The sequence below is a fragment of the Stenotrophomonas sp. STEN046 genome (assembly GCF_056759755.1).
Map to the genome: position 1 here is coordinate 1 of NZ_JBRRDR010000005.1, position 24,116 is coordinate 24,116.

Genomic DNA, 24,116 nt, shown 5'->3' on the forward strand with positions numbered 1-24,116 from the left:
CCCCCCCCCCGCCCCCCCCCCCCCAAGTTTTTTTTTCATGCAGAAGACGGCATACGTGATTAGCGAGTGTCTCGTGGGCTCGGAGATGTGTATAAGAGACAGCGGTCGGCACCCACCAAGCCCGGTATCCACCACGGCCGGCATCCAGCAAGGCCGGCATCCACCGAAGGCGGCTTTGCTATTCTTCCACCCCACGCCAGGGAGCCATCCCGATGCCATCGCTGTCGCCCCGCCGCCCGTTGCTGCTGCTGGCCCTGATCGTCGTGATGGCGGCGATCTTCCTGCTCGACACCGTTACCGATTACGCAGTGGCGGCCGCATGCTTCTACGCTGCGGTCATCCTCGCCGCATCGCGGGTCCTCGGCGCGCGCGGCCTGATCACACTGGCCGCGCTGTGCATCGCCCTGACTGGCATCAGCTTCTTCCTGACCCGCTTTGGCACCTACCGGATCGGCCTGGTCAATTCGGCGATCGGCATGCTGGTGATCGCCATCACAACGTATCTTGCACTGAAGATGGAAGCGGCCAAGTCCGCCGTGCAGGAAGCGCAGGCGCGCCTGTTGCGGGTCGCGCGGGCATCCACCGTGGGCGAATTGACCACCTCCATCGCCCACGAAGTGAACCAGCCGCTTGCAGCCATCGCCAGCAGCGCCGAGGCCAGCCAACGCTGGCTGGCGCAGGACCCGCCCAACCTGGAAAAAGCGCGGCAGACCATTGCCCGCATCGTCGCCGACGCCCATCGCGCCAGTGACGTGATTGCCCGCATCCGGAGTCTCACCCAAGGCGCCTCACCTGAACGCCGGGCATTCGACCTCAACCTGGCCGTGGAGGAAATGCTGGCGTTGTCGCGCGGCGAGCTGGAGCGCCATTCCATCACCGTAGCGCTGATGTTCGGCGCGGACCTGCCGCCCGTGCATGCCGACCGGGTGCAGGTGCAGCAGGTCATCGGCAACCTGATCCTCAATGCGGTGGACGCGATGGCCTCGACCGCACTGGCGGATCGACGCCTGTCGCTGGTCACTGCACGCGAAGCTGGCCAGCGGATTGCGTTGAGCATCCGCGATCGCGGCATCGGCCTGCCGGCCGAGCATCCCGAGCGCGTGTTCGACGCGTTCTGGACCACCAAATCGCACGGCCTGGGGTTGGGTCTCAGCCTGAGCCGCTCGATGATCGAGGCCAATGGCGGCCACATCCGTGCCGAGCGCCCCAGCGGCGCCGGTGCGTGCTTCATCCTTGATCTGCCTGCGGCAACGGAGAACGACCATGCGTAAGCCCTTGCCGCCGCCCGTCGAGCCGGCACCCATCGTGTATGTGGTTGACGATGACCATTCGGTACGCGCGGCGCTGGAAGACCTGCTCGCCTCGATGGGCCTGCGGGTGCATGCGTTCGCCTCGACCCAGGCATTGCTGGAGCACGCGCTGGAGGATGCACCGGCGTGCCTGGTGCTGGACGTGCGCATGCCCGGCCAGAGCGGGCTGGAGTTCCATCGCACGATGGCCAGCCATGGCCTGCAGCTGCCGGTGGTGTTCATCACCGGCCATGGCGACATCGCAATGGGCGTCAACGCGATCAAGGACGGCGCCATCGAGTTCCTGACCAAGCCCTTCCGCGACCAGGAGCTGCTTGATGCGATCCACAAGGGCATCGAGATCGATCGCCAGCGCCGCCGCGACGGTGAAGCACTTGATGGCCTGCAGCAACGCTGGAACACCCTCAACGCGGGCGAGCGCGAGGTCGTCGACGGCGTGGTGCGCGGCCGCCTCAACAAGCAGATCGCCGGCGACCTGGGGGTGAGCGAGATCACGGTGAAGGTGCGCCGCGCGCAGGTGATGCGCAAGATGGGCGCACGCACGCTGGTCGACCTGGTGCGCCTGTACGACCGGTTGCAGGCAGGCACCCCATGAGCGTGCATGTCGCACTGTTGCGCGCGGTCAATGTCGGTGGCACCGGCAAGCTGCCGATGGTTGAACTGGTGGCGATGTGCGAGGACGCCGGCTTCAGCGACGTCCGCACCTATATCGCCAGCGGCAACGTGGTGTTCCGCAGCGGACTTGACGAAGCCGGCGTGCGGCAGGCCCTCTGCCATCGGCTGCAGGCCTATGCCGGAAAGCCGGTGGGTGTGCTGGTGCGATCGGCAGCCGAGATCGCGGCGGTTGCCGCCCGCAATCCGTTTCCGCATGCCGCCGGCAATCGCGTGGTCGCCTTGTTCGTGGATGCCGCTCTGCCCGCCGATCCCCTGACCGGGGTGACCGGCCTGCGCGATGAGCAGCTGGCGCTGGGTACCCGCGAGATCTTCATCCACTATGGCGACGGCATGGCCGACTCGCGCCTGCGCATTCCCCATGCCCAGCACGGCACCGCCCGCAACCTCAACACGGTCGGCAAGCTGGCGGCAATGGCCGCCGCGCTCGACCAGCTCACCGCAGACGGCAGAGGGTGACGGCAGAGCGCTGGATACCGGACAGGATCACGCCCGTTGCAGGCGGTGCTTCAACCGCGTATCCATCAACCCCACCGCCAGCAGCACCGCGCTGGTCAACCAGCCAGCGGCCAGCAGATGGGTCTGCAGCAGCAGGACACCCAGCACGACCAGCGCCAGCGCGCCGACCAGATGCGAGTACGGTGCGCGCCCATACACCACCCGCTTGTACAGCGCACTGCCCAGCAGGTAGATCAATGGCCCGGCGACCAGCATGGCCGCGTACACCGGCGTCACCGCGGCGTGCGGATGGTCCATCACCAGGTCGTTGCCCACGGCGGTCGCGATGATGCCGGCGATCAGCAGCGCGTGCACATAGTGGAAGTTGGCACCCATCCGGCCCGGGTCTTCGGCGTGGCTGATGGCCTCGGTGGCGTCGCGGCTGGAGATGCCGAAGTACAGCCACCACATGGCGATCGTGCCGGCGAAGGTGGCGAGCACCGCCGACACCACCGCCCCGCTCCACTGTTCGACCTCGCTGAGCACGCCACCGGTCGCCAGCAGCGTCTCACCCAGTGCGACGATGACGAACAGCTGGCAACGTTCGGCCAGGTGCCCGCCTTCGATGGTCCACTCACGGGTGTGCGAACGGCCCAATCCCGGGAACGCGAAGCCGAACATCGGCGAGACGTATTCGCAGGCCACGGCCACCGCCCACAGCGCCAGCCGTGTATTGCCCTCGGCTGCCGCACCTGCCAGCCAGAAGCAGGCCGACACGCTCACCCAGGCCAGCATGCGGCGGAAGTTCGGCGCCAGCGGGTGCGTGCGACCGACCTCGATCAGCACGAAGGCGGTGCGCCCGACCTGCATCGTGACGTAGGCCCCGGCAAACACCCAGGCACGTGCGGCGAAGGCCTCGGGAATGGACGAGGACATCAACAAGGCCAGCAGCATGGTGGCAAACAGCAGGCCGCGGATGCGCGGTGCCTGCGGATCGAACCAGTTGCTGACCCAGCACGCGTACTGCCAACCCAGCCACACCGCGAACCACAGCACCAGGGTCTGCAGCACGCCGGCCAGATCCAGGTGGTGCAGCAGGTGGTGGCTGAGCTGGGTGACCGCGAACACATAGACCAGGTCGAAGAACAGCTCTTCGTAGGTCACGCGGGCGTGGTGGCCGTCGCGCTGGCGCAGCGCCGGCAATCGCAGGGGTGTGCGCATGGCCATCCTTCAGCGCGCCAGGCGCCAGTAGAGCAGGCCGGCCAGCAGGGCCGGCACCGCGAACACCAGCAGCAGGATCGGCAGTTCTTCTCGCATCCCGTAACCGGCCTTGCTGACACCCACCCACAGGTTGGCCACCGTCACCAGCAGCCAGGTCGCGATGAACGCGATCAGGGCCGTGGGCAGCTGTGAGGTTCCCACGCTCCAGAGACGCCCGAACAGCAGGAACACCCCCAACAGCAGAACGCCGCCCACCATCACCAGAAGCACATGCATGGTCCACCTCCTTGAGCCTGCGGGCAGGCTAGCCGTGGCTGATTCTGCGCTCCAGCCGATGATCGTGGATTCACTTTCCAGCGGGGGCGAACAATCACCGCCGTGATCGCGGCATGGCGAACGAGAACAGTTCCCATTAGTATTGCGTCATCGCGCAGGGATGACCTCCCCGCGCCCGCCTTTCACCCTTGCTGCCCGTCCGGATGTCCCAGCCGACACTTCCCCGCCCGCCCGCGTTGCCGCTGGTGTCCTCGCTGGTGCGCCATTACGAGGAGCTGGTGGACTACCTGCATCGCCGGTTCCGCTCGCCCGGGCTGGCCCGGGAAGTGGTGCACGATGTCTGCGTGCGCCTGCTGGAGCGTCCCGCCATGCATGACGCCCGCCAACCCATCGCCTTGCTGCGCAGGATCGCCCACGACGCGGCGGTTGATCGCTGCCGTGCCGAAGATCTGCGCCGGCATTGGGCGGAGCCGCGTGCCGAGCTGCCCGAAAGTGCGTGCGAGCGCGCCGGTCCCGAGCGGCAGGCGCAGGGCCAGCAGGCACTGCAGCGACTGACCCGCACCATCGAAGGCATGCCCTGCCGGCGGCAACAGGTGTTCATCCTGCACAAGATCCACGCGCTGCCCCAGGCCGAAGTCGCGACGCGGATGGGCATTGGCCTGAAGGCGGTGGAACGCCACCTGCGCCTGGCCATGGCCGACTGCCGGCTGCACGGTGCGCTGCGGTGAACCCTGCCGCCCCCGATCAGGGAACGCCGGCGCCCGCCGAAGCATCCACCGAGGACGTGCTCGACCAGCATCGGCAGGCACTCAAGGAGCGCTTCCCGCTACCGGACCCTGAGGCGCTGCGGCGACGCCACGGCCGACCGGGTGCAAAGCGGGTGCTGCCCGTGCTGTTGCTGGCCCTGGGCGCGCTGCTGCTGGCCGACCCGGCCTGGCAGGTGCGTGACTACCAGACCGCCGTGGGCGAGCGTCGCCGGATCACGCTGCCGGACGGCAGCGGCGTGCTGCTCGACGCGGGAACCCACCTGCAGGTGCGTCGCCACCTGCGCTCGCGGCAGGTGCTGCTGGCACAGGGTCACGCGCGCTTCGAGGTGCAGCACTCGACGTGGCGGCGCTTCCAGGTCGATGCCGGTCCGGTGCGGGTGCGCAACTACGGCACGGTGTTCGACGTTGACCGCCAGGGTGATCTGAGCGAAGTCACGCTGTGGCGCGGCGAGGTTGGTGTCAGCGTGGACGGCGCTGGCACCGAGCAGCGGCTGAAACCCGGCCAGCGCCTGCTGGCCCAGCCAGGATCGCTGTCCCCGCCCGAAGCGGTGGATCCGGACCGGGCCGACTGGACCTCAGGCCGCCTGCAGTTCGACCGCCTGCCATTGGCCGAGGTGCTGCGCATCCTGCAGCGCTATCACGATCGTCCGATCGTACTGGACGACCCGGCGCTGGGTCCGCTGCAGGTCTCGGGCGTGTTCGATGCCGATCGTGCCGAGACGGCCGTTGCCCTGCTGCCGGACATCCTGCCGGTGCAGGTGCACCGGGGCACCGACGGCAGCCTGCACCTGCGCGCCCGCGATTGAGCCGCACGCCAAGGGTGGGTTGCGCGCCGTCCCATCCGGCAAGTGCTTGAACCCTTCCGAAGGACCCCCCGCATGACCCGCCCCGTTCCGCCTGCCGCCCTGCGCCGGCTGGCCCCCACCCTGCTCGCTGCCTGCCTGTGCGCGGCCCTGCCCGCTGCGGCACAGTCCAGCGCGCCCGCCACGGTGGAGCTGCACCTGCCAGCCGGCCCACTACAGGCTTCGCTCAACACGCTGGCCCGGCAGAGTGGTATCCAGCTGTTGTTCGCCGCCGACAGCGTGAGCGGTCGCACCGCGCCCGCGCTGGACGGCCGCTACACCCCGCGCGACGCGCTGCAGCGCCTGCTGGCCGGGCACGGCCTGGCGATGCAGGAGCGTTCGCCGGGTGTGTTCGTGGTCAGTGCCGCAGCGGCACCTGCCAAGCCCAGCACCCAGGCCCGGGCGACACCGGCGGCGGCGCCGTCGGCCACCACGACCTCGCTGGCGCGCGTTACGGTCTCGGCATCGACCGCGCGCATGCCGCAGGGCGAAACCGCCATGCCCAACACCATCACCGTACTCACCCGCGAGGACATCCAGCAGCAGCTGGCGCTGGGTTCGGATGTGTCGCGCGTGCTGTCTTCGCAGATACCGGCGTTTGCTCCTGCCCGCGAGAAGATGTCCAACTACGGCGAGAGCATGCGCGGCCGCGGCATCCTGTACATGGTCGATGGCGTACCGCAGTCCACCCCGCTGCGCGATGGCTCGCGCGATTCGCACACCATCGATCCGGCGATGATCGAACGCATTGAAGTCATCCATGGTGCCAACGCACTGCAGGGCATCGGTGGCACTGGCGGCATCGTCAACATCATCACCCGCAGCGCACCTGCCGAGCCCGGCGCCTTCCTGCTCGACAGCAGCCTGTCACTCACCGCCGCCTCTCCCGGGCGCCGCGACGATGATGGCCAGCGCGCCTCGGCGCTGGTCGGCGTGCGTGGCCAGCAGTTCGACCTCGTGGCCGGCCTCGCCCACGAGCGCCAGGGCCTGTACTACGACGGCAACGGCCGCGCGATCGGCATCAACGCGCAGGGCGAGCTGATGGATTCGACCTCGACGAACGTCTTTGCCAAGGTCGGCTGGACCCTCGCCGAGGGCCAGCGCCTGCAGCTGATGGCCAACCGCTACGAGCTGCGCGGGCTCGACAATTACCTGCCGGTGGATGGCAATTTCCGCAGCGGCCGCCCGGCCACCTCGGTGCCCGGCGACACACCGCTCGACCCGCCGATGAACCGCTCGCGCTCGCTGACCCTGGATTACAGCAATGCCGACCTGTTCGGTGGCCAGTTCCTGGCACAGGCCTTCGCGGTTGATTTCGAGGGACGCTACGGCGCCAGCCAATGGGACCCGTGGGGCAACACCGGCGCCAACGCGGCGTGGGACCAGACCCAGAACGAATCGGACAAGCGCGGCTTCAAACTGACCCAGAGCTGGCGCCGCATCGGCGATACCTCGCTGGACGTGACCCTGGGCCTGGACGGCCTGCGCGACCGCACCCACCAGGTGCTGCTGGCCAGTGGCATGAACTGGGTGCCGCTGACCACCTACCAGAGCCTGTCGCCGCTGCTGCAGCTGCACTGGTGGCCGAGCGACCACGTCATGCTGTCCGGCGGGCTGCGTTACGAAAAGGGCGAGCTGGAGGTGGGCGACTACACCACGCTGCCGCGCTACGGCGCACGCAAGGTGGCCGGTGGCAAGCCGACGATGAGCGAGACCCTGCCCAATTTCGGTGCGGTCTGGTACATCAACGACCGGCTGAACGCCTACGCGTCGTACTCGGAGGGCTACACCGTGGCCGATGTCGGCCGCGTGCTGCGCGCGATCAACCGCGACGGCCAGCGCGTGGACAGCCTGGTCGACCTCTCGCCGGTGGTGTCGGACAACCGCGAGATCGGCCTGGAGTACGACGACGGCCGCTTCAGCGGTGACATCGCCTACTACACCTCCGAATCCAAGCTGGGCTCGGTGCTGGTGTATGACGCTGGCATCGACGCCTACAACGTGCAGCGCCAGGCCACCCGCGTGGAAGGTTTCGAGACCAACCTGCGCCTGCTCCTCGGCGATGCCCGCCTGGGCCTGGGCTATGCACGCGCCAATGGTCGCTACGATGCCGACCTCGACGGTCGCCTGGAAAGCGACCTGGCCGGGGTCAACATCGCGCCCAACCGCCTCACCGCGTTCTGGGAGCAGGCGTGGACTTCGCAGCTGAGTACCCGCCTGCAGGCCAGCCATGCCTTCGATCGCGATTTCGACCTGCGCGGCGCGCCGGTGGCCTCGTTCAAGGGCTACACGACCCTTGACCTGGTCGCCCGCTACGCGCTGGACAAGCACAGCTTCACCCTGGGCGTGCAGAACCTGGCCAACAAGCAGTACATCAGCTATTACTCGCAGACCACGCCATCGAACCCGAGTTATTTCTCCGGGCGCGGGCGCGTGCTGACACTGGGGTGGCAGTACCGGTACTGATCTCGCGCAAGGCCCGGGGCAGCGTTGCCCCGGGCCCCTCTGCAATCTGCCGGTCACGCTGCGTAGCGACGCTCACCCTGCAGCCAGGTCTCCATCACCTTCAGGTCGATAACCCTTGCCGGATCGATCGCCAGCGGATCGCGATCAAGAATGACCATGTCCGCATACTTGCCGTGCTCGAGGCTGCCGACGATGTCGTCCACCCGGCATTGCCATGCCGCATCGATGGTCACTGCACGCAGCGCCTGTTCGACACTGATGCACTCATCTGGATTCAGCACTTCGCCGCCGTCACGCATGCGCCGGTTCACCGCGTTGTCGATGTAGCGCAACGGTTCGATGGTGGTGACGTTGAAATCGGAGTGCAGCGAGATGCGCAGGCCGCCCAGCAGCGCCGACCGGCAGGGATCGTAGAGATCGGCACGCTGCGGGCCGAGGATGTTGTCCCGAAAGGCCTTTCCCCAGTAGTACACGTGCCCGATCAGGAACGAAGGTGAAACCTGGAGCTCGCCCAGGCGGACGATCTGCTCAGCATGCAGCACGCTGCAGTGCTCGATGCGATGGCGATGATCGGTCCGTGCGGTCTTTGCCAGCACCGCTTGATAGACGTTCAGCGTGGTGTCAATTGCCGCATCACCATTGGCATGGATTCCTACCTGCCAACCGAAGTCGTGGGCGCGCTGCACTCCAGCCGTCAACTGGGATTCGGTATAGTTCAATGCCCCTCGCTTGTCCGAACCCAGATAGTTCTCGCGCTGATAGCCTGTCTGCGCCTGATTGGAGCCATCAGACCAGAATTTGATACCGGTCAGGCGGAATCGATCATTGCCGTCGCCCGGTCTGAGGCCACGCTTGATCCAGTCGTCCATCAGATCGGAGGTGAGGAATCCCGAATAGCGGATGGGTGGATTCTTCGCCATCACTGCATTGAGCACGTCCAGATCCGACGTGCCGCCGGTACCAATGCCTGCGTCGTGCAGGCTGGTGCAGCCCGCCTTGGTCGCGTCCGCGAACAACTGCTGGATCAGCTCGGCATAGCGTGCTGAGCTGGGCATCGGCATTACTGCCATGAATGGCTTCATCGCAGGAGATTCCTGCATGCGCCCCGTGAGCTTTCCGTGCGCTCTGTCGTAGCGCCCCTGGTCCGGATCGGGCGTTGCATCGGTGACACCGGCTGCAGCAAATCCTTTCGTGTTGCTGTAGGCGATATGCCCATTGGACTCCAGCACGAACACCGGATTACTGGCCGCAACGCCATCCAGTGCCTGCATCGTGATGGCCTGACCGGGCATCAGCGAGGGATCGATGCCCTGCGCAACCACCCATTCGCCGGGTTGGCTCGCACTCGCGGCGGCACCGATCTTCGTCAGCGCCTCGGCCAGCGTGCGGGTACTGAACGGTGTCACGTCCACCCAGTCGGACAGCATCGCCATCGCCGAGTGCATATGCGGGTCGATGAAGCCTGGCAGCAGCGCCCTGCCGCGCAGGTCGACCAGCTCGGTCTGCCGCCCCCGATGCAGCATGACTTCCTCGTGGCTGCCCGTGGCCAGTATCCGCCCCTGGCGAACCGCGACAGCCTGCACCTTGCCCTTCGGCCCGAGCGTATGGATCGGACCGCCATGGAAGATCCGATCCGCCGGCCCTGCCAGGTTCGGCGCCGGTGTAGCGGAGAACGCTGCCAGCGGTACGGCCGACCCCACCAGCGCCGCCGCACCCAACCCGACCATCCCTCCCAGAAACTCGCGACGTGCCTGCAGGAATGCTGCGGCTCCTGGATTGCACACAATGCACATGCGCCTGCTCCTTCCTTGTGGTCGATGCAGGCTACCCCGTGCGATGCGAACACGTTGCGAACTGCATCGCCCTTTCACGGCAGTTGTCGCGCCCATCTTCCGGCACCCGCAACCCCGGCTCATGGCAGGCATGAGGAATCATCGAAACGGCATCGGAAAGCGCCGTGCTAGCCTCGATTCACCGTCCCGAAACCCCTTCACATGCGCCCGCACATACTCGCCCTCACGCTTGCCGCAGTACTTCCGATCACCCACGCCAACGCTGCCGAAGCCCCCCTTCCGCAGCTGCGCGCCTACACCGTGGACGCATCCTGGCTGCAGCCGATGGCGCCGCTGCAGATTGCCGACCACACCTGGCAGATCGGAACCGCCAACCTGACCGCGCTGCTGGTGCAGACCCCGCAGGGCGCGGTGCTGATCGATGGCGGCATGCCGCAGATGGCCGAGCACCTGCTGCGCAACATGAAGGTGCGCGGTGTCGCACCGCAGGAGCTGCGCCTGATCCTGCTCAGCCATGCCCATGCCGACCACGCCGGACCGGTCGCCGCGCTCAAGCGCCAGACTGCCGCGCGGATCGTGGCCAATGCCGAATCGGCCGTGTTGCTTGCACGTGGCGGCAGCGACGACCTGCACTTCGGCAACGACATCACCTATCCGCCAGCGGCCGCAGACCGGATCATCATGGACGGTGAGGTGGTGACGCTGGGGGGCATCGATTTCACCCCGCATTTCATGCCCGGGCATACGCCTGGCAGTACCGCCTGGACCTGGACCGACACCCGCAACGGCAAACCCGTGCGCATCGCCTATGCCGACAGCCTGAGCGCGCCGGGCTACCGGCTGCAGAACAACCCGCGCTACCCGCGCCTGGTGGACGACTATCGCCGCAGCTTCGCCACCGTGCGTGCCCTGCCCTGCGATGTGCTGCTCACCCCGCATCCGGGCAGCAGCGGTTGGGACTATGCCGCAGGCGCAGATGGCGGACGCAACGCAATGACCTGCCGGGGCTACGCCGATGATGCCGAGCGCAGGTTCGATGCACAGCTGGCCAAGGAAACAGCCGCGGCCCGCTGATGCTGTTGAGCCGAGCGTGCGCTCGGCTCAACACGGCCCGAAGGGTGCCGGTCAGCCGCCCTGCCCGTGCTGGGCAAACGGCTCGGTGCTGCCGTCGGCGCGCACCAGCTCAACGGTGTAGGACTGCACGTAGCCATCCGGCATTTCCATGCCCGGCGAACCGGCCGGCATGCCCGGCAGCACCAGGCCACGCGCGGCCGGTCGCTCGGCCAGCAGTCGCTTGATGTCAGCGGCCGGGATATGCCCTTCCACCACATAGCCGCCGATCTCGGCGGTATGGCAGGAGGCCTTGCCCAGCGGCACACCCAGGCGTGCCTTGACCGGATGCATGTCGTCGGTATCGCGCACGTCCACCTGGAAGCCGGCGGCCTTCAGGTGGTCGGCCCAGATGCCGCAGCAGCCACAGCTGGCGGTCTTGTGCACGATGGCAACGGGCATTGCCGGATCGATGGCGGCCGGGGAAGCGGCGGCTTCAGCGGGCGGAACAGCGCTGGAATCGGTGGCAGCGGCGCAGGCCGTGGCGGTCAGGATGGTGCCGAGCAACAGGCTGGAAGTGAGTAGACGCTTCATGAAAGAGTGATCCTTGCGGTATCGGGCGCGACAGTGCGCCGCCCGCGCGAAGACATCGCGCAGGCAGTGTGTGTTGGGGAATGTTCAGTGATGCTGCAGGCAGGCGTGCCTGCACCCGATCAGACGATCGGCGGGCGGATCAGCGGCGGCAGTACAGGAGACGGGTGGTCGCGCGACGCCGTGCGGCCCGGCCGATCCTGCCGGGGCGACGCACTGGCATCGCGCGGCAACAGCGGCACCGCAACGCTGGCCGCGCTGCACTCACATCCCTCGCCGTTGCACATGCCCGTGGCGGTCTCGGCGCAGCACGCCGGCAGCGCCACATCGGCGGCCATGCAGGTCGCATGTGGCGCCACGCAATGATCGCCTCCGGGCTGCCCAGCGCTGCCGGCTGCCGCACGTGCAAGCACCGGCGCGTTCAGCACCAGTGATACGAGCAGCAACAATCGCAGCAGCAGGACAGGAAGGTTCACCCGCTGATGATAGCCGAGGCTGGGCTCCCGCCACGGTGGGCAACGATGGCATCATGCCCCACGTTCACCTGGAAGCTGCCCGTGACACGCATTCGCCGGTCTTTGTTGTTGTTGGTGTTCGCGCTGGTCGGCATGCCTGCCTGGGCAGCGGACCGGAACTGGACCGTGCTTGCCAGTGGTGATGACCTGGAAACACGGGAGCAGTGGCAGGTGAGCGACACCCGCCTGCGTGCCCTGCCCGTGTTCGATCCGGCCCGGGCTGAGCCGCCGCTGTCGCCACACCAGGCCACGGCGCTGGCCCTGGCGCATGCGCAGCAGCGCTACCCCGGCGATGCATTCGTGGTGACCGAGATCAACCTGCAGCGTTTCGCGCATGGGACCACGGTCTACCCGGAAACCGCAGCACGCGACTGGGTCTACCTGGTCAACCTTGAGTACAACGGCCGGGGCTGGACCCAGATCATACCGGTCCTGCTGGATGGCACCCTTGTGAGCAGTGACCGCGAAGGCTAGACAAGCCGTCGGGCACGGCTCCCGCCACTACACGGCCGGTTCGGCACGCATGCGCACCGGAATCGATTTGGCCGCCGGCGTACCGCTGATGCGGTCGTAGTAATCCAGCGGCAACAGCGGATTCAACTCCGGGTAATAGCCAGCCAGCGCACCACGTGGCATCGGGTAATCGAGCACGGTCAGGCCCGCGATGCGGCGCACGACGCCATCGCTGCTGATCGTTTCCAGGCTGACCCGCGCCTCCTTGTCCAGGCCGCGCGCAAGCCGGTCTTCGATGTTCATGAACACCACCATGCGGTCGTTGTAGACGCCCCGGTAGCGATCGTTGTAACTGTAGATGGTGGTGTTGTACTGGTCGTGCGAGCGCACGGTTGCCAGCCGCAGCATGTCCGGGTCGTCGACACGCTCGTTCACCTCCAGGCCGGGCATCACCAGGATGTTGGCCTTGCCGCTGGCCGTCGGCCACACCCGTCGGCGCGGCGGAATATCAAGATGGAAGCCGTGCGGCTGCTCGATGCGCTGGTTGAAGCCGGCATAGATCTCCGGATACACCGCCGCGATCCTGTCGCGGATCGCGGCGTAGTCGTGCATGTAGGCTGCCCAGTCGACCCGGCTGTGCGGCAGCGCCGCCATCGCCATGCGGCAGACGATCTCCACTTCCGGCAACAGAGCGTCACTGGCCGGCTCCAGCACACCGCGCGAGGCGGTGACATTGGACATCGCATCTTCAATGGTGACGAACTGCTCACCGAGTGGCGTGCGGATCCATTCCGAGCGCGCCACCACCGGCAGGATCAGCGCGTCACGCCCATGTACCAGATGGCCGCGGTTGAGCTTGGTGGCGATGCCCACGGTCAGTTCCAACCCGCGCATCGCCGCATAGGCGCGCTCGGTATCGGGCACCGCATGGATGAAGTTGCCACCCATGCCGATGAACACCTTGGCGTTGCCATCGAGCATCGCCGCAATCGACTCCACCACGTGGTGACCATTCTCGCGTGGCGGATCGAAGCCGAACACCTGCTGCACCCGATCCAGGTAGCGGGCCGTGGGCTTCTCGTCGATGCCCACCGTACGATCGCCCTGCACGTTGGAATGGCCGCGGATCGGGCCGATGCCCGCACCCGGCTTGCCGAAATTGCCGCGCAGCAACAGCAGGTTGGCAACCTGCTGCAGCAGCCGCGAGCCCTGCTGGTGCTGGGTCAGGCCCATGCCGTAGCAGATGATCGTGGCCTGCGAGCGGATGTAGATTTCCGCGCAACGGCGGATCTGCGACTGCGCGATGCCCGACACCCGCACGATCTCGTCCCAGTCCTGCGCCTGCACGTCTTCGCGCAGTGCCTCCAGGCCTATCGTGTGCTCGGCCAGGAAGTCACGGTCGAGCACGTGCTCGCCTGCCGCCTCGCGTTCGAACATCACCTTCATCATGCCCTTGATCAGCGCCAGGTCGCCGCCGATGCGCACGTGCACGAACTCGCTGGTGATCTCGGTGGAGCCAAACGTGGCCATCTGCACCACGTCCTGCGGCTCGGTGAAGCGGATCAGCGAACGTTCCGGCATGGGGTTGACCGCCACGATCGGAATGCCGCGCTTACGTGCATCCACCAGGTTGGTCATCATCCGTGGCGAGTTGGTGCCGGTGTTCTGGCCCATCACGAAGATCGCCTCGGCGTGCTCGAAGTCGTCCAGCACGATGGTGCCCTTGCCCATGCCGATCACCGGCGGCAGGCCGCGGCTGGTCGGTTCGTGGCACATGTTCGAGCAGTCGGGGAAATTATTGGTGCCGAACTCGCGCACGAAGATCGAATACAGGAACGCCGCCTCGTTCGGCGTGCGGCCGGAGGTGTAGAACTCGGCCTGGTTGGGGTCGTCCAAGGCCTGCAGATGGCGGCCGATCATCGCGAACGCCTCATCCCACGTGCACGGCACGTAGTGATCGGTCGCGGCGTCGTAGCGCATCGGCTCGGTCAACCGGCCCTGCATCTCCAGCCAGTAATCGGTCTGCGCCATCAGTTCGGTGACGCTGTGCTGGGCGAACAGTTCGCGGGTAGCCCGGTGCTGGGTGGCCTCCCAGGCCAGGGCCTTGGCACCGTTCTCGCAGAATTCCAGCTTCCTGCGATGGTCGGCATCGGGGAAGGCGCAGCTCGGGCACTTGAACCCGCCAGGCTGATTCATCGCCAGCAGGGCCTTTGAGCCCTTGCCGACCACGCTCTGCTGCAGCAGCACCTTGGCCGTGGCGCCGGCTGCACCCCAGCCGCCGGCCGGCTGGTTGTAGGGCTTGTAGCGCGGGGGCTTCTGCTCGGACATGGGCGGGTACCTGGTGATGAATCGAAACATCGAGCGGCCACGCCGCCCTCCGCTGCACCGAGGGTAGGCCTGCAACGGCCGGTGGCACACGTCGCAGCGCAGCACCGTCAGTCGAGCACGTCCGCCGCTGCCGCGCCATTACCCGATCGGGCGGTACCAGCGTGCCCGCGCAGCGGTTACATCTGCGTCATCGTGTTTCCGTGCGCTATTCTCGCAGTGCAACGTGCCTTCCCGTTTTCTTCAGGATCTGCCGCATGCCCGAGCCGACGTCCGTCCCGCCGCCTGCCGGCACCGCCCTGCGCATGCTGCAGCGCTGGCAGGGCAGCGACCGGCAGCAGCACAGCGACCTGGTTGCCGAGGAGGTGCCGGTGGCGATGCGCTACAACGGCACGATCTTCGCGGTGATGATGGCCAGCCCCTGTGATCTGCAGGATTTCGCGCTGGGGTTCTCGCTCAGCGAAGGCCTGATCGCATCACCCGACCAGCTGCTGACGATCGAGGTGCGGCCGCAGCTGGAAGGGATCGAACTGGACATGAGCGTGGTTGCCGAAGCCCCTGCGGCTGGCCTCGATCCAACCCACGGCCGGCTTCTGCCTGGACGCGGCGGCTGCGGGTTGTGTGGCGCGCGGCAACTGGAAGACGTGTTGCGGCCGCTGCCACCGGTACGCCTGCGCCGCACCCACCACCCCGATGCCCTGCGACGGGCGCTGGCCACGCTGGCCCAGCAGCAGCCGATGAATGCAGCGAGCGGTTCCACCCATGCCGCCGCGTGGGCCGATGCCGGCGGCCGCATCGGCTGGGTCCGCGAGGACGTGGGCCGCCACAATGCGCTGGACAAGCTGATCGGCGCCCTGCACCACAACGAGCACAGCATCGATGGTGGCCTGCTGGTGATTTCCAGCCGCGCCAGCTACGAAATGGTCAGCAAGGCGGTCCGCGCCGGGGTCAGTGTCCTTGCCGCCGTCTCGGCGCCCACGGCGCTGGCGATCGACCTGGCCAACAGCGCCGGCCTGTGCCTGGTCGGGTTTGCGCGCGACAGCGGGTTCAATGTGTATACGCACCCGGAGCGGTTGCAGGCCGGAACATCCGGGTAGAGGCGTGCGGCCCGGGCAGGACGCGCCACCCGGGCCGAACCACGTTTCAGCGCAGCGCCACCTTCGGGAAGTCCACCGGCACGTCGAATGCCACGTTGACGTAGTTGGTGAACAGGTTGAGCGCCACGTGGGCGAGGATCTCCACGATCAGTTCGTCATCGCAGCCGGCATCACGCAGCGCCTGCACGTCTGCATGGGTGATCTGTGCGCGGGTCTCCACCACCTTCAGCGCGAAAGCCAGTACCGCCGCCGTGCCCGGGTCAGTGGACTGGCCCACCTGCGCGGCCGCCATCTGCTCGGTGCTGGCGCCGGCCTTGCGACCAAGCGCGGTGTGCGCGGCCAGGCAGTACTCGCAGGCATTGCGGTTGGCGATGGCCACGGCGATCTGCTCGCCCAACAAGGGCGACAGGCGACCACCGCCGAGGGCACCGAAAGAGCCCCACATGCTTTTCAGCGCGGCTGGCGAGTTGGCCACGGCCCGGAACATCGCCGGGGTGGCGCCGAAGGCCGCGTGGACCTCGCCCAGCAGGGACTGGCGGTCGGGCGTGGTGGCGTTCGGGTCGATCAGGGAAATACGGGACATGGCAATGCTCCTTGGAATAGCGCCCGGGATTGGACGACAGGGCTATTCTGGACAGAATGACAGGACTAATATGGCCATATAAGCCTCTATTGATGTCCATTCGTCCATGACTGACGCAGATGCCACCACCACTCAGCATCCGCCCGACCGGCTCTCGAGCCTGCTCGAGCGCTTCCGGGTGCAGGCCGCGCTGTTCCACTCCGGGCCGCTGTGCGGGCGGCACGTGTTCGAACCCCAGCCAGGGCGTGCGTTCCTGCACATCCTGCGGCGGGGGCAGATGGAGGTCCGCCATCCGGACGCCGGCACTGCGCCTGCACTGCTGAAGATTGATGTGCCAAGCCTGCTGCTGTACCCGCAGCCGTTGCACCATGTCTTCGTCAACGCGCCGCTGGACGGGCCGGACTTCACCTGCGCCACGCTGGATTTCGACGGCGGTGCGCGCAACCCGGTCGTGCAGTCGCTGCCGCCGGTGATGGTGGTGCCGCTGGCCGCAATCGGCGAACTGGGCGACACGCTGCAGTTGCTGTTCGCCGAGGCCGACCGCCAGCGATGCGGCTCGCGCCTGCTGACCAACCGGCTGTTCGAGGTCGCGTTGATCCAGGTGCTGCGCTGGGTGGTCGATCATCCCGATGCTGCGGGCGTCAGCCACGGGCTGATGCGTGGCCTGTCCGACGCGCGTCTGGCACGCACGCTGGTGGCGCTGCAGCAGCGCCCGCAACAGGCATGGACGCTGCCGGACATGGCCGCCCTCGCCGGCATGTCACGCAGTGCATTCGCTGCGACCTTCAAGGACGTGATGCAGACCACGCCGGCCAGCTATCTGCAGGATTGGCGGTTGAGCCTGGCCTGCGCTCAGCTGCGTGCAGGCGTTGCGGTCAAGCAGGTGGCCATTGAAGCGGGCTTTGCCGATACAGCGTCGCTGTCCAAAGCGTTCCGCAAGCGGCTCGGGCTATCGCCACGGGCATGGCTGGCGAGCCGGCAAGGGTCGACTGGGTAGGGTCGACTGTGGGTCGACCATCGCACGCAGTGCGGGACTTTCGCGAAGATCAGTCGACTGACGGTCGACTCTACGCAAGCGGTTTCCCGACCGGGTCCATCCCGTCGGTATTCGACAACAGGCCGGCGATGCGTTCGGCCACCTGGGCACGCACGCTGTCATCCAGTTGCCCTTCGTACATGGCCTCGTAGATCCACAGGCCATCGGCGGCCAGCCGCGCCACGAAATTGTCCAATGCGGCCGGGTCATGCGCACCCTCCGCCGGAGCCGACGGTGCCCAGCGCTTCACCGCAGGCCCCCAGGGCCGTTCGCCGGCCTCCGCGTCCACCGATTCCAGCATGAACATCAGCTCGGCACGGGTGGCACTCTGCGCCGATACCTGCACAAAGGTGCGGTAGCGCTCCAACGCGCTGGCCTCGGCCGCGGGCTTGCCCAGCAGCGCCTCCATCGAGGCTTCCCAGTTCTGTACCAGATGTTCGTCGATGCCGCGCAGCAGCGCTTCACGCGACGGGAAGTGGTACAGCAGGCCGCCACGGGTCAGCCCGGACTCGGCCGCCACCGACTCGAAAGTCACCGCTCGCACGCCGTCACGATTGATCACGTTGACGGCGGCGGCAAGGATGCGGTCGCGCTTGCTGGTTCTCATGGCGCTTATTTTACGCGATCGGCCGCACCCTCGCGGCCGCCCACGCGCCCGCGCAGCAGCCGCAGGATCAGCACTGCACCGGCGGCCAGCACCGCCGCGATCACCAGCAGCACGATCTGGTAGCCGCGATCATAGGCGGCCGTTGCCAGCGCGAACCAGTCGCCCTGCCCGCCCTCGCGTGCCATGTGCAGCGCCTGGGTGAAACCATCGCGCGCCATCGCCGGCATGTCTGCCGAGGCAGGCAGGAAGGCGGTGTACATCGCAGCACTCAGGCTGCCCAGCACGGCCACCGCCAGCAGCCCGCCGAATTCATAGGACACTTCTTCCACCGACGACGCCATGCCGGCACGATGCTGCGGCACGTTGTTGAGGATGGCCGTGGACGCCACCGAAATCGCTGCACCCATGCCGACGCCGGTGATCGCCATGCCGGCCACCACCCAGCCCAGGCCATGCGGGAAGCCGAAGGCCACGACGCTCACGCCCACCGCACCGGCCGCCAGGCCGCCGCAGATCAGCGGGCGCAGACCCACGCGGTGCAGCAGGCTGCCACCCAGCAGCGCGCTGGGCAGGCTGCCCACTGCCGCCACTGACACCAGCAGGCCGGCCTGCAGCGGAGTGAACCCCGCTACCAGCTGGAAACGCTGGGTGGTGAGCAACTGCAGGCCAGCAATCGCGAACAGGGTGAACACCGCCGACAACGTGCCGGCCAGGAAGGCCGGATTGCGGAAGATGGCGAAATCCAGCAGCGGATACGGCAACTGCTGCTGGCGACGGATGAATACCGCACCGGTGATGACCGCCAGCAGCAGCGCGGCCGCGCCCAGCGCATACGACGGCGGTGTGGCGATCAGCGATTTGATGGCCAGCACCAGGCCCGACAGCGCCGCCAGTGCCAGCAGCGAAGACAACAGATCCCACGGCCGCGAGGTATCGCGCTGGCCCTCCGGCGCCAGCACCAGGGTGGCCACGAAGGCGGCCACCACCACCGGCACGTTGATCAGGAACACCGAGCCCCACCAGAAGTGCTGCAGCAACCAGCCGCCGATGATCGGGCCCAGCGCGGCGCCGACGATGGCCACCGAGCCCCAGATCGCAATGGCGATGTTGCGCTCGCGCTCTTCATGGAAGCTCAGACCGATCAACGCCAGGGTGGCCGGCATCATCGCCGCCGCCCCCACCGCGAGCAGCGCACGTGCCCCGATCAGCTGCGCGGCGGTGGCCGAGAAGGCGGCCGCCAGCGAGGCCAGACCGAACACCACCAGCCCGATCATGAACATGCGGCGATGGCCGATACGGTCGCCCAGCGTGCCGGCGCCGAGCAGCAGGCCGGCCATCACCAGCGGATAGGCGTTGATGATCCACAGCGCCTGCGCGGCGCTGGCCGACAGTTCTTCGGTCAACGTGGGCAGCGCGGTGTACAGCACCGAGTTGTCCAGCGTGACCAGCAACAGGCCGGCGGCAACGGTGAACAGCAGTGCCCAGCGACGGGCACGGGACAGGGCCGGCGCACCGGCCAAGGGCTGGGAGAGAGCCATGAGGAGAACCTGGGGGAGAGATACCGCCATAACTATACCGGATGTCCTGTATAGTTACAGCACGGAAACGCCGACCGTTCAGGTTGCCTGGGCAGGATTGACGCTAGCGGCACTCGGCCGGCAACGCGCCGATGGCACTCACCACCGGGGCCTGCATGCCCTGCCCCACGGCGGCATCCAGCTCGCCATGCAGATGCCCATGCTGTCGTCGCAGTTCGTCTTCGCACAGCCTGCGCACCTGCGCGCGCGCAGTGCTGCGCAGCGTGCTGCAACGCCAGTCGACGCCCCCCAGCGGCAGTACCGAATAGACCACGCTGTTGCAGGCATTGGCCGCGCGTTCTGCCAGCGGGTGCCCGCCGAAATCGCGCGGCTCGCTGCTGCGCTGCGGATCGAAGTAGCTGTCGGGGAACGTGCGCGCATAGCGCTCGACATCCACCTGCAGCCCCTCGGCACCGGTACCGGGTAGACGCAACGGCTGGTCACACCTGGCGGTGTCGGCCCGATGCTGGATGTACTGGTAGATCGGACGATCCAGGCTCGCATCTGCCGCAGTCACCCTGCTCACTGCCATCAGCACCGGCAGCGAAGCGCGGTTGGCCATACCCGCCAGCACGCCGGCCTCTGCCGGCCTGCAGCGGTCGCGGAGCGTGGCTGCCAGCAGGAACACGATGTCATTGCGGAAGTCGGGGTCGGCGGCGAGAAGGCCGTCAATGCGCGCCTGGGCGCCGGCACCCGGCGCGGGGAACGGCACCGCGGGCCGCGAAGGCGCGCGGTCGCGCTGCCACACCACGGCCACCGCACCTGCCGCCAACAGCAGGATCAACACCGTTGCAAGGCGCGCGCGATGGCGCATCAACGGGAGATCACGGTCAGCGTCGCCGCTGCCGCGTCGTAGGAGGCGCTGGCGATATCCGCCTCGAAGTGCTTTATGCGCAGGCGCCCGGACAGCCGATACGGGTCCCACAGCGCACCCAGCGTGATCGGCGCAGTCAGGGTCAGGTGGATGATCTGGTTCGGCGGTGGCGGTGGCACATGGATGCACGCACCGTAGAACGGCACGAACAATGCCTCGTCCACCTGCCCGGCATCGTTGATGCCCAGCGGCACCACGTAGCCATCCAGGTCCACCACCCGGCCGTCAACCGCCTCGACCACCGCTGCTGAGCCGAACTGCTGCGCACGCAGCGGGCTGGAATGATCGATCGCTTGGCCCGGCAGCGAACCGGAGCCGCTGTCGTCCATCAGGCCGCCGACGCTGCCCATGCCGCTGCCGCGTGACACGCCGATCTGCGGCGGCGCACGCTGGAAACTGTCAGCCTCGGGCATCAGCGCATCCCAGCGGGTGAGCGGCGCATCGGCGGCCGACGATGACGGCCCAACCGATGCACCGCCTGCCCGTTGCGATGCCGTGTCCACCCCGGCCCTGCCACAGCCGGCCAGCAGCGCGCACAGCAATGCGCAGGCGGAAACGAGCACGCTAGGGTTCATAGGGCCTCAACGTTGCGTCACCCATGGTGTAGGCCGAACCGGCCAGAGCATCGTCCACCCGTTCGGCACGCAGCACACCGGCAAGGAAGAATGGTGCGTACATGTCCGGCATGGCAATCGGCCGAGGCAGCCGTACGTGCACGATCTGGTTCGGCGGCGGCGGTGGCACGTGGATGCACGCACCGTAGTACGGCACGAACAGGAACTCGATCAGTTGCCCGTCCGGCGCGTTGGCCAGCGGCACGACGTAGCCCGGCAGGCGGACCGCACGCCCCAGCACCGCATCCACCGTACGGAAGGTGCCGAACTGGGCCATGCGCCGTTCACCGCTGTGCTGCACCTGCGGACCGTCGCCCCGCTCGAGCGCGGCCAGTTCGTCGCCAGGCAGCATCTGCAGCCAGTCCAGCTCCTGTTCCGGCGCACGTTCCGCATCTGCAGCGTCGTGGACCGGCGATGGCGGCAGTGCCTGCACGCCGGTGTCTGTCGGCCGCGTGCAGGCCGCAAGCATCAGCACTCCGATCAACCCCGGCAGCATGCGCCTGCTCATGCTGCCGGTGCCAGGCCGTCGGCCAGCGTTCGCCTGTACGCCAGCAGCGCGGGCAGCAGCCCGGCCAGCGCGCTCACCAGCAGCACGGCCCCCACCCACGCAAGTTCGCGCGCATCGGGCCACACATGGGTGATCGACAATCCGAACGTGGCCAGCGCCCAGCCGCGCCCTGCCATGCTGGCCAGGCTCAGCACCGCCAGCGCCAGCACACAGGCCACCGCTGCGGTGGCCACTGCTTCAACCACCAGCAGGCAGGCGACATAGGCCGGGCGCGCACCTGTCGCACGCAGCACCGCCATCTCCCGGCGGCGCTCCTGCAGGGTAGACACCAGCAGCGCCATCAATGACACCATGCCCAGCAGCACCACCATTGCACTGATCAGCTGCAGTGCACGTTCGGCAGTACCCAGTGACTGCCACAGCTGCTGCAGGGTCACCCCGGGCAGGATCGCCTGCAGCGCTTCGTCCGGGTAGTCGTTGATCGTGCGCTGCACACCGAACGTGGCGATGCGCGAATTCAGTCCGAGCATGAACGCGGTGATGCTGGTCGGCGTCAGGTCGAGCTGGCGCGCCTGGTCGGCGCTGACGTGCTGGCCGCGAAGCTGCACGCCGGAACGCCAGTCGACATGGATCGCCTCGATCGCCGGCAGCGATACCAGCACCGATGAATCGACCGGCGTGCCGGTGCGCTGCAGGATGCCGACCACCCGGAACGGCTTGTCGGCATGCCGCGCCAGCGTCACTGCGCCGGTGCCGTGGGCCAGCACGATCTCCGCGCCCATTCCGACCTTCGCCGCCTGCGCCACGTCGGCCCCGACCACCGCGTCGTACAGGTCGTCGAACGCGGCGCCCTGTGCGAATGCCAGGGCATGACCGGCACCATGCCGGTAGTGCTGGAAGTAGCCGGCGGTGGTGCCGATCACCCGGTAGCCGCGCCAGGAATCGCCCAGTGACAACGGCACCGCCCACTTCACCTGTGGCAGCGCCGACAGTTGCTGGTAGGACTGCCAGGACACGTTGTTGGTCGGGTCGCCGATATGGAACACCGAGTACAGCAGCAGGTTGACCGGCCCGGAGCGTGCGCCCACGATCAGATCGGTGCCCGATACGGTGCTGGCAAAACCCTCGTGGGCCTGCGCGCGCACACGCTCCACGCCCAGCAGCAGGATCACGCTCAGGCTGATGACCAGCACAGTCAGGCTCACGCTCAGGGCGCGGCTGCGCAGGCTGGCCCAGGCCAACTCAAGCATCTGCGCCTCCGCTGCGGTTGAGCGCGTCCAGCGACAGCACCTGGTCGAACAGCGGCTGCAGGCGATCATCGTGGCTGACCACCAGCGCGGTGGTGCCGGCGGCGCGGCACTGTGCATGCATCAACTGCAGGAAGGCGCTGGCCGCTTCAGGGTCCAGCGCGGAGGTCGGTTCATCGGCCAGCAGCACCGCCGGCCGGCCGATCAGCGCCCGGGCCGCGGCAACGCGCTGTTGCTGCCCAACGCTGAGCGTGCCTGCAGCGCGCCGCATCAGCCCGCTGTCCAGTTGCAGCGCCTGCAGCAGGCGCGCGATCTCCGCATCCACGCCCCCCTCGATGCGTGCCCTGCGCAACGGCGAGAAACGCACGCCCAACGCGATGTTGTCGCGCACGCTCAGGAACGGCAGCAGGTTGAACTGCTGGAAGATCACACCCAGCTGATCGGCACGGAAGCGATCGCGCGCGGCCGCGCCCAGCGTATCCACCGCATGGCCGGCAATGCGGATGCTGCCGCTGGCAGGCAGCAGGATGCCGGCCAGCAGGCCCAGCAGCGTGCTCTTGCCCGAACCGCTGGCACCGCGCAGCAGCACGCTGCGGCCTGTACCGATCTGCAGCTGCGGCACGTCCAGCACCGCGCTTCGCGCATAGCCGAACCGCACGTCCTGCAGGTCGATGATGGCTGCCTCGTTCATGGCGCCAGCGGAATCCGCAGGTTGTCGGCGGTGACCACGCTGCGGCCTTGCCCGCTGGCGGCAGCGGTGTTGACGATCACCTCATGCAGGCCCGGGAACAGTGTCGGCAGCGGAATCACCAGCGCCCGCAATGCCGCCGGGTTGGCACAACGGTAGTGCAACGCCGCCGTGAAACCGGCATGGGCATGCGGATTCGGCTCTGCGTTGGCCGCGGTGGCCGTGGTGGCGGTGGCCGCAAAGCCATCGGCGCTGGCCACGGCGTTCTGCAGTCGGCACTGCGCAGCGGTGGGCAACGAGACCCAGGCGCCGCCTTTCAGGATGGCGCGTGCACGCTGCAGCGCGGCCTGTTCGCTGTCGTTTGCCGGTGGCCGCTCGAAGTCGAGGATGCCGATCCCCGGCGCGCGCAGGGCCAGTTCAACGATTCCGTTATCCACGGCCACATCGACGGTGGCCTGGCCGTGCACGTGTGCATCGTGATGGCGTACGTCGTGGGCATGGGCAGCCGGCACGGCCGACAGCAGCAGCAGGATGGCAGAAGGTTTCATCGGGACGACCCTTAATTG

25 protein-coding genes are annotated in these 24,116 nt (G+C 67.6%); 10 read left to right on the plus strand and 15 right to left on the minus strand.

The genetic code is table 11. The features are described 5' to 3' along the window. The first annotated feature begins 212 nt into the window (after positions 1 to 212). The 3 genes from ACVOLJ_RS03955 to ACVOLJ_RS03965 are packed head-to-tail and all read left to right on the plus strand — an operon-like array spanning position 213 to position 2,441. On the plus strand, positions 213 to 1,271 hold the full coding sequence (locus ACVOLJ_RS03955; RefSeq protein WP_481563504.1) for a sensor histidine kinase: 1,059 nt from the start codon (positions 213 to 215) through the stop codon (positions 1,269 to 1,271). Continuing rightward, positions 1,264 to 1,905 carry a response regulator transcription factor gene (locus ACVOLJ_RS03960; protein WP_481563505.1) on the plus strand — a complete coding sequence of 214 codons (642 nt, stop codon included), beginning with the start codon at positions 1,264 to 1,266 and terminating at the stop codon, positions 1,903 to 1,905. The genes ACVOLJ_RS03955 and ACVOLJ_RS03960 overlap by 8 nt, the downstream gene beginning before the upstream one ends. Next, positions 1,902 to 2,441 (plus strand): DUF1697 domain-containing protein, encoded by a 540-nt coding sequence (locus ACVOLJ_RS03965; RefSeq protein WP_481563506.1) that lies wholly within the window; start codon positions 1,902 to 1,904, stop codon positions 2,439 to 2,441. The genes ACVOLJ_RS03960 and ACVOLJ_RS03965 overlap by 4 nt, the downstream gene beginning before the upstream one ends. 27 nt (positions 2,442 to 2,468) lie before the next feature. Here the strand turns inward: ACVOLJ_RS03965 and ACVOLJ_RS03970 are convergent, their stop codons facing one another. Next, positions 2,469 to 3,641, minus strand: coding sequence for a low temperature requirement protein A (locus ACVOLJ_RS03970; RefSeq protein WP_481563507.1), 1,173 nt, complete (start codon positions 3,639 to 3,641; stop codon positions 2,469 to 2,471). A gap of 9 nt (positions 3,642 to 3,650) precedes the next feature. Then, positions 3,651 to 3,917, minus strand: coding sequence for a hypothetical protein (locus ACVOLJ_RS03975; protein ID WP_475278901.1), 267 nt, complete (start codon positions 3,915 to 3,917; stop codon positions 3,651 to 3,653). 203 nt (positions 3,918 to 4,120) lie between these two features. Here ACVOLJ_RS03975 and ACVOLJ_RS03980 point away from each other — a divergent pair, with 203 nt between their 5' ends. The 3 genes from ACVOLJ_RS03980 (at position 4,121) to ACVOLJ_RS03990 (ending at position 7,992) form a co-directional block, all read left to right on the plus strand. Continuing rightward, positions 4,121 to 4,645 carry an RNA polymerase sigma factor gene (locus ACVOLJ_RS03980; RefSeq protein WP_481563508.1) on the plus strand — a complete coding sequence of 175 codons (525 nt, stop codon included), beginning with the start codon at positions 4,121 to 4,123 and terminating at the stop codon, positions 4,643 to 4,645. Then, on the plus strand, positions 4,642 to 5,490 hold the full coding sequence (locus ACVOLJ_RS03985; RefSeq protein WP_475278903.1) for a FecR family protein: 849 nt from the start codon (positions 4,642 to 4,644) through the stop codon (positions 5,488 to 5,490). Before ACVOLJ_RS03980 ends, ACVOLJ_RS03985 begins: the two co-directional genes overlap by 4 nt. A 72-nt stretch (positions 5,491 to 5,562) precedes the next feature. Continuing rightward, the gene (locus ACVOLJ_RS03990; protein WP_481563509.1) at positions 5,563 to 7,992 is read left to right on the plus strand and encodes a TonB-dependent receptor; all 2,430 of its coding nucleotides are present in this window, start codon (positions 5,563 to 5,565) and stop codon (positions 7,990 to 7,992) included. A 53-nt stretch (positions 7,993 to 8,045) separates the two neighbouring features. Here ACVOLJ_RS03990 and ACVOLJ_RS03995 read toward each other — a convergent pair whose 3' ends face one another. Then, on the minus strand, positions 8,046 to 9,785 hold the full coding sequence (locus ACVOLJ_RS03995) for an amidohydrolase (RefSeq protein ID WP_481563510.1): 1,740 nt from the start codon (positions 9,783 to 9,785) through the stop codon (positions 8,046 to 8,048). A 201-nt stretch (positions 9,786 to 9,986) separates the two neighbouring features. Between ACVOLJ_RS03995 and blaL1 the strand changes: the two genes are divergently transcribed. Further along, a complete protein-coding gene (gene blaL1, locus ACVOLJ_RS04000; RefSeq protein WP_475278906.1) occupies positions 9,987 to 10,859 on the plus strand; it encodes a L1 family subclass B3 metallo-beta-lactamase in 873 nt (290 codons plus the stop codon). Between the two features lie 51 nt (positions 10,860 to 10,910). Here blaL1 and ACVOLJ_RS04005 read toward each other — a convergent pair whose 3' ends face one another. Beyond that, positions 10,911 to 11,429, minus strand: a complete 519-nt coding sequence (locus ACVOLJ_RS04005) for a DUF411 domain-containing protein (protein ID WP_481563511.1) — start codon at positions 11,427 to 11,429, stop codon at positions 10,911 to 10,913. A 119-nt stretch (positions 11,430 to 11,548) separates the two neighbouring features. Continuing rightward, the gene (locus ACVOLJ_RS04010) at positions 11,549 to 11,902 is read right to left on the minus strand and encodes a hypothetical protein (protein ID WP_475278908.1); all 354 of its coding nucleotides are present in this window, start codon (positions 11,900 to 11,902) and stop codon (positions 11,549 to 11,551) included. A gap of 81 nt (positions 11,903 to 11,983) precedes the next feature. Here ACVOLJ_RS04010 and ACVOLJ_RS04015 point away from each other — a divergent pair, with 81 nt between their 5' ends. Continuing rightward, a complete protein-coding gene (locus ACVOLJ_RS04015) occupies positions 11,984 to 12,415 on the plus strand; it encodes a hypothetical protein (RefSeq protein ID WP_481563512.1) in 432 nt (143 codons plus the stop codon). Between the two features lie 27 nt (positions 12,416 to 12,442). On the opposite strand, the gene ACVOLJ_RS04020 is transcribed toward ACVOLJ_RS04015, so the two are convergent. Next, positions 12,443 to 14,722 (minus strand): FdhF/YdeP family oxidoreductase, encoded by a 2,280-nt coding sequence (locus ACVOLJ_RS04020; protein ID WP_481563513.1) that lies wholly within the window; start codon positions 14,720 to 14,722, stop codon positions 12,443 to 12,445. Positions 14,723 to 14,976: 254 nt separating this feature from the next. On the opposite strand from ACVOLJ_RS04020, the gene fdhD reads away from it, so the two are divergent. Next, positions 14,977 to 15,816: a formate dehydrogenase accessory sulfurtransferase FdhD gene (gene fdhD / locus ACVOLJ_RS04025; RefSeq protein ID WP_481563514.1), complete on the plus strand. Its 840-nt coding sequence runs from the start codon at positions 14,977 to 14,979 to the stop codon at positions 15,814 to 15,816. A 46-nt stretch (positions 15,817 to 15,862) separates the two neighbouring features. Here the strand turns inward: fdhD and ACVOLJ_RS04030 are convergent, their stop codons facing one another. Continuing rightward, complete coding sequence (locus tag ACVOLJ_RS04030; RefSeq protein WP_475278913.1) at positions 15,863 to 16,399, minus strand: carboxymuconolactone decarboxylase family protein; 537 nt, start codon at positions 16,397 to 16,399, stop codon at positions 15,863 to 15,865. A gap of 106 nt (positions 16,400 to 16,505) precedes the next feature. Here ACVOLJ_RS04030 and ACVOLJ_RS04035 point away from each other — a divergent pair, with 106 nt between their 5' ends. Next, positions 16,506 to 17,396 carry an AraC family transcriptional regulator gene (locus tag ACVOLJ_RS04035; protein ID WP_475278914.1) on the plus strand — a complete coding sequence of 297 codons (891 nt, stop codon included), beginning with the start codon at positions 16,506 to 16,508 and terminating at the stop codon, positions 17,394 to 17,396. A gap of 70 nt (positions 17,397 to 17,466) precedes the next feature. Here ACVOLJ_RS04035 and ACVOLJ_RS04040 read toward each other — a convergent pair whose 3' ends face one another. The 8 genes from ACVOLJ_RS04040 to ACVOLJ_RS04075 form a co-directional block, all read right to left on the minus strand. Then, a complete protein-coding gene (locus ACVOLJ_RS04040; protein ID WP_481563515.1) occupies positions 17,467 to 18,042 on the minus strand; it encodes a TetR/AcrR family transcriptional regulator in 576 nt (191 codons plus the stop codon). Positions 18,043 to 18,047: 5 nt separating this feature from the next. Further along, positions 18,048 to 19,580, minus strand: a complete 1,533-nt coding sequence (locus ACVOLJ_RS04045) for an MFS transporter (protein ID WP_481563516.1) — start codon at positions 19,578 to 19,580, stop codon at positions 18,048 to 18,050. Positions 19,581 to 19,683: 103 nt separating this feature from the next. Beyond that, positions 19,684 to 20,433, minus strand: coding sequence for a hypothetical protein (locus tag ACVOLJ_RS04050; protein WP_481563517.1), 750 nt, complete (start codon positions 20,431 to 20,433; stop codon positions 19,684 to 19,686). Next, on the minus strand, positions 20,433 to 21,068 hold the full coding sequence (locus ACVOLJ_RS04055) for a DUF3299 domain-containing protein (RefSeq protein ID WP_481563518.1): 636 nt from the start codon (positions 21,066 to 21,068) through the stop codon (positions 20,433 to 20,435). The genes ACVOLJ_RS04050 and ACVOLJ_RS04055 overlap by 1 nt, the downstream gene beginning before the upstream one ends. Continuing rightward, positions 21,058 to 21,615: a DUF3299 domain-containing protein gene (locus ACVOLJ_RS04060; protein ID WP_481563519.1), complete on the minus strand. Its 558-nt coding sequence runs from the start codon at positions 21,613 to 21,615 to the stop codon at positions 21,058 to 21,060. Before ACVOLJ_RS04060 ends, ACVOLJ_RS04055 begins: the two co-directional genes overlap by 11 nt. Then, positions 21,612 to 22,865 carry an ABC transporter permease gene (locus ACVOLJ_RS04065; protein ID WP_481563520.1) on the minus strand — a complete coding sequence of 418 codons (1,254 nt, stop codon included), beginning with the start codon at positions 22,863 to 22,865 and terminating at the stop codon, positions 21,612 to 21,614. The genes ACVOLJ_RS04060 and ACVOLJ_RS04065 overlap by 4 nt, the downstream gene beginning before the upstream one ends. Continuing rightward, positions 22,858 to 23,553: an ATP-binding cassette domain-containing protein gene (locus tag ACVOLJ_RS04070; RefSeq protein WP_475278921.1), complete on the minus strand. Its 696-nt coding sequence runs from the start codon at positions 23,551 to 23,553 to the stop codon at positions 22,858 to 22,860. Before ACVOLJ_RS04070 ends, ACVOLJ_RS04065 begins: the two co-directional genes overlap by 8 nt. Beyond that, entirely contained in the window at positions 23,550 to 24,098 is a 549-nt protein-coding gene (locus ACVOLJ_RS04075) for a ZrgA family zinc uptake protein (protein ID WP_475278922.1), read from the minus strand. The genes ACVOLJ_RS04070 and ACVOLJ_RS04075 overlap by 4 nt, the downstream gene beginning before the upstream one ends. Positions 24,099 to 24,116 lie beyond the last annotated feature (18 nt).

Excerpts from the sequence above, each read along its gene's own strand:
- ACVOLJ_RS03955 (WP_481563504.1), top strand. The coding sequence starts at position 213 with ATGCCATCGCTGTCGCCCCGCCGCCCGTTGCTGCTGCTGGCCCTGATC.
- ACVOLJ_RS03960 (WP_481563505.1), top strand. The coding sequence starts at position 1,264 with ATGCGTAAGCCCTTGCCGCCGCCCGTCGAGCCGGCACCCATCGTGTAT.
- ACVOLJ_RS03965 (WP_481563506.1), top strand. The coding sequence starts at position 1,902 with ATGAGCGTGCATGTCGCACTGTTGCGCGCGGTCAATGTCGGTGGCACC.
- ACVOLJ_RS03970 (WP_481563507.1), bottom strand. The coding sequence starts at position 3,641 with ATGCGCACACCCCTGCGATTGCCGGCGCTGCGCCAGCGCGACGGCCAC.
- ACVOLJ_RS03975 (WP_475278901.1), bottom strand. The coding sequence starts at position 3,917 with ATGCATGTGCTTCTGGTGATGGTGGGCGGCGTTCTGCTGTTGGGGGTG.
- ACVOLJ_RS03980 (WP_481563508.1), top strand. The coding sequence starts at position 4,121 with ATGTCCCAGCCGACACTTCCCCGCCCGCCCGCGTTGCCGCTGGTGTCC.
- ACVOLJ_RS03990 (WP_481563509.1), top strand. The coding sequence starts at position 5,563 with ATGACCCGCCCCGTTCCGCCTGCCGCCCTGCGCCGGCTGGCCCCCACC.
- ACVOLJ_RS03995 (WP_481563510.1), bottom strand. The coding sequence starts at position 9,785 with ATGTGCATTGTGTGCAATCCAGGAGCCGCAGCATTCCTGCAGGCACGT.
- blaL1 (WP_475278906.1), top strand. The coding sequence starts at position 9,987 with ATGCGCCCGCACATACTCGCCCTCACGCTTGCCGCAGTACTTCCGATC.
- ACVOLJ_RS04005 (WP_481563511.1), bottom strand. The coding sequence starts at position 11,429 with ATGAAGCGTCTACTCACTTCCAGCCTGTTGCTCGGCACCATCCTGACC.
- ACVOLJ_RS04020 (WP_481563513.1), bottom strand. The coding sequence starts at position 14,722 with ATGTCCGAGCAGAAGCCCCCGCGCTACAAGCCCTACAACCAGCCGGCC.
- fdhD (WP_481563514.1), top strand. The coding sequence starts at position 14,977 with ATGCCCGAGCCGACGTCCGTCCCGCCGCCTGCCGGCACCGCCCTGCGC.
- ACVOLJ_RS04030 (WP_475278913.1), bottom strand. The coding sequence starts at position 16,399 with ATGTCCCGTATTTCCCTGATCGACCCGAACGCCACCACGCCCGACCGC.
- ACVOLJ_RS04035 (WP_475278914.1), top strand. The coding sequence starts at position 16,506 with ATGACTGACGCAGATGCCACCACCACTCAGCATCCGCCCGACCGGCTC.
- ACVOLJ_RS04040 (WP_481563515.1), bottom strand. The coding sequence starts at position 18,042 with ATGAGAACCAGCAAGCGCGACCGCATCCTTGCCGCCGCCGTCAACGTG.
- ACVOLJ_RS04045 (WP_481563516.1), bottom strand. The coding sequence starts at position 19,580 with ATGGCTCTCTCCCAGCCCTTGGCCGGTGCGCCGGCCCTGTCCCGTGCC.
- ACVOLJ_RS04050 (WP_481563517.1), bottom strand. The coding sequence starts at position 20,433 with ATGCGCCATCGCGCGCGCCTTGCAACGGTGTTGATCCTGCTGTTGGCG.
- ACVOLJ_RS04055 (WP_481563518.1), bottom strand. The coding sequence starts at position 21,068 with ATGAACCCTAGCGTGCTCGTTTCCGCCTGCGCATTGCTGTGCGCGCTG.
- ACVOLJ_RS04060 (WP_481563519.1), bottom strand. The coding sequence starts at position 21,615 with ATGAGCAGGCGCATGCTGCCGGGGTTGATCGGAGTGCTGATGCTTGCG.
- ACVOLJ_RS04065 (WP_481563520.1), bottom strand. The coding sequence starts at position 22,865 with ATGCTTGAGTTGGCCTGGGCCAGCCTGCGCAGCCGCGCCCTGAGCGTG.
- ACVOLJ_RS04070 (WP_475278921.1), bottom strand. The coding sequence starts at position 23,553 with ATGAACGAGGCAGCCATCATCGACCTGCAGGACGTGCGGTTCGGCTAT.
- ACVOLJ_RS04075 (WP_475278922.1), bottom strand. The coding sequence starts at position 24,098 with ATGAAACCTTCTGCCATCCTGCTGCTGCTGTCGGCCGTGCCGGCTGCC.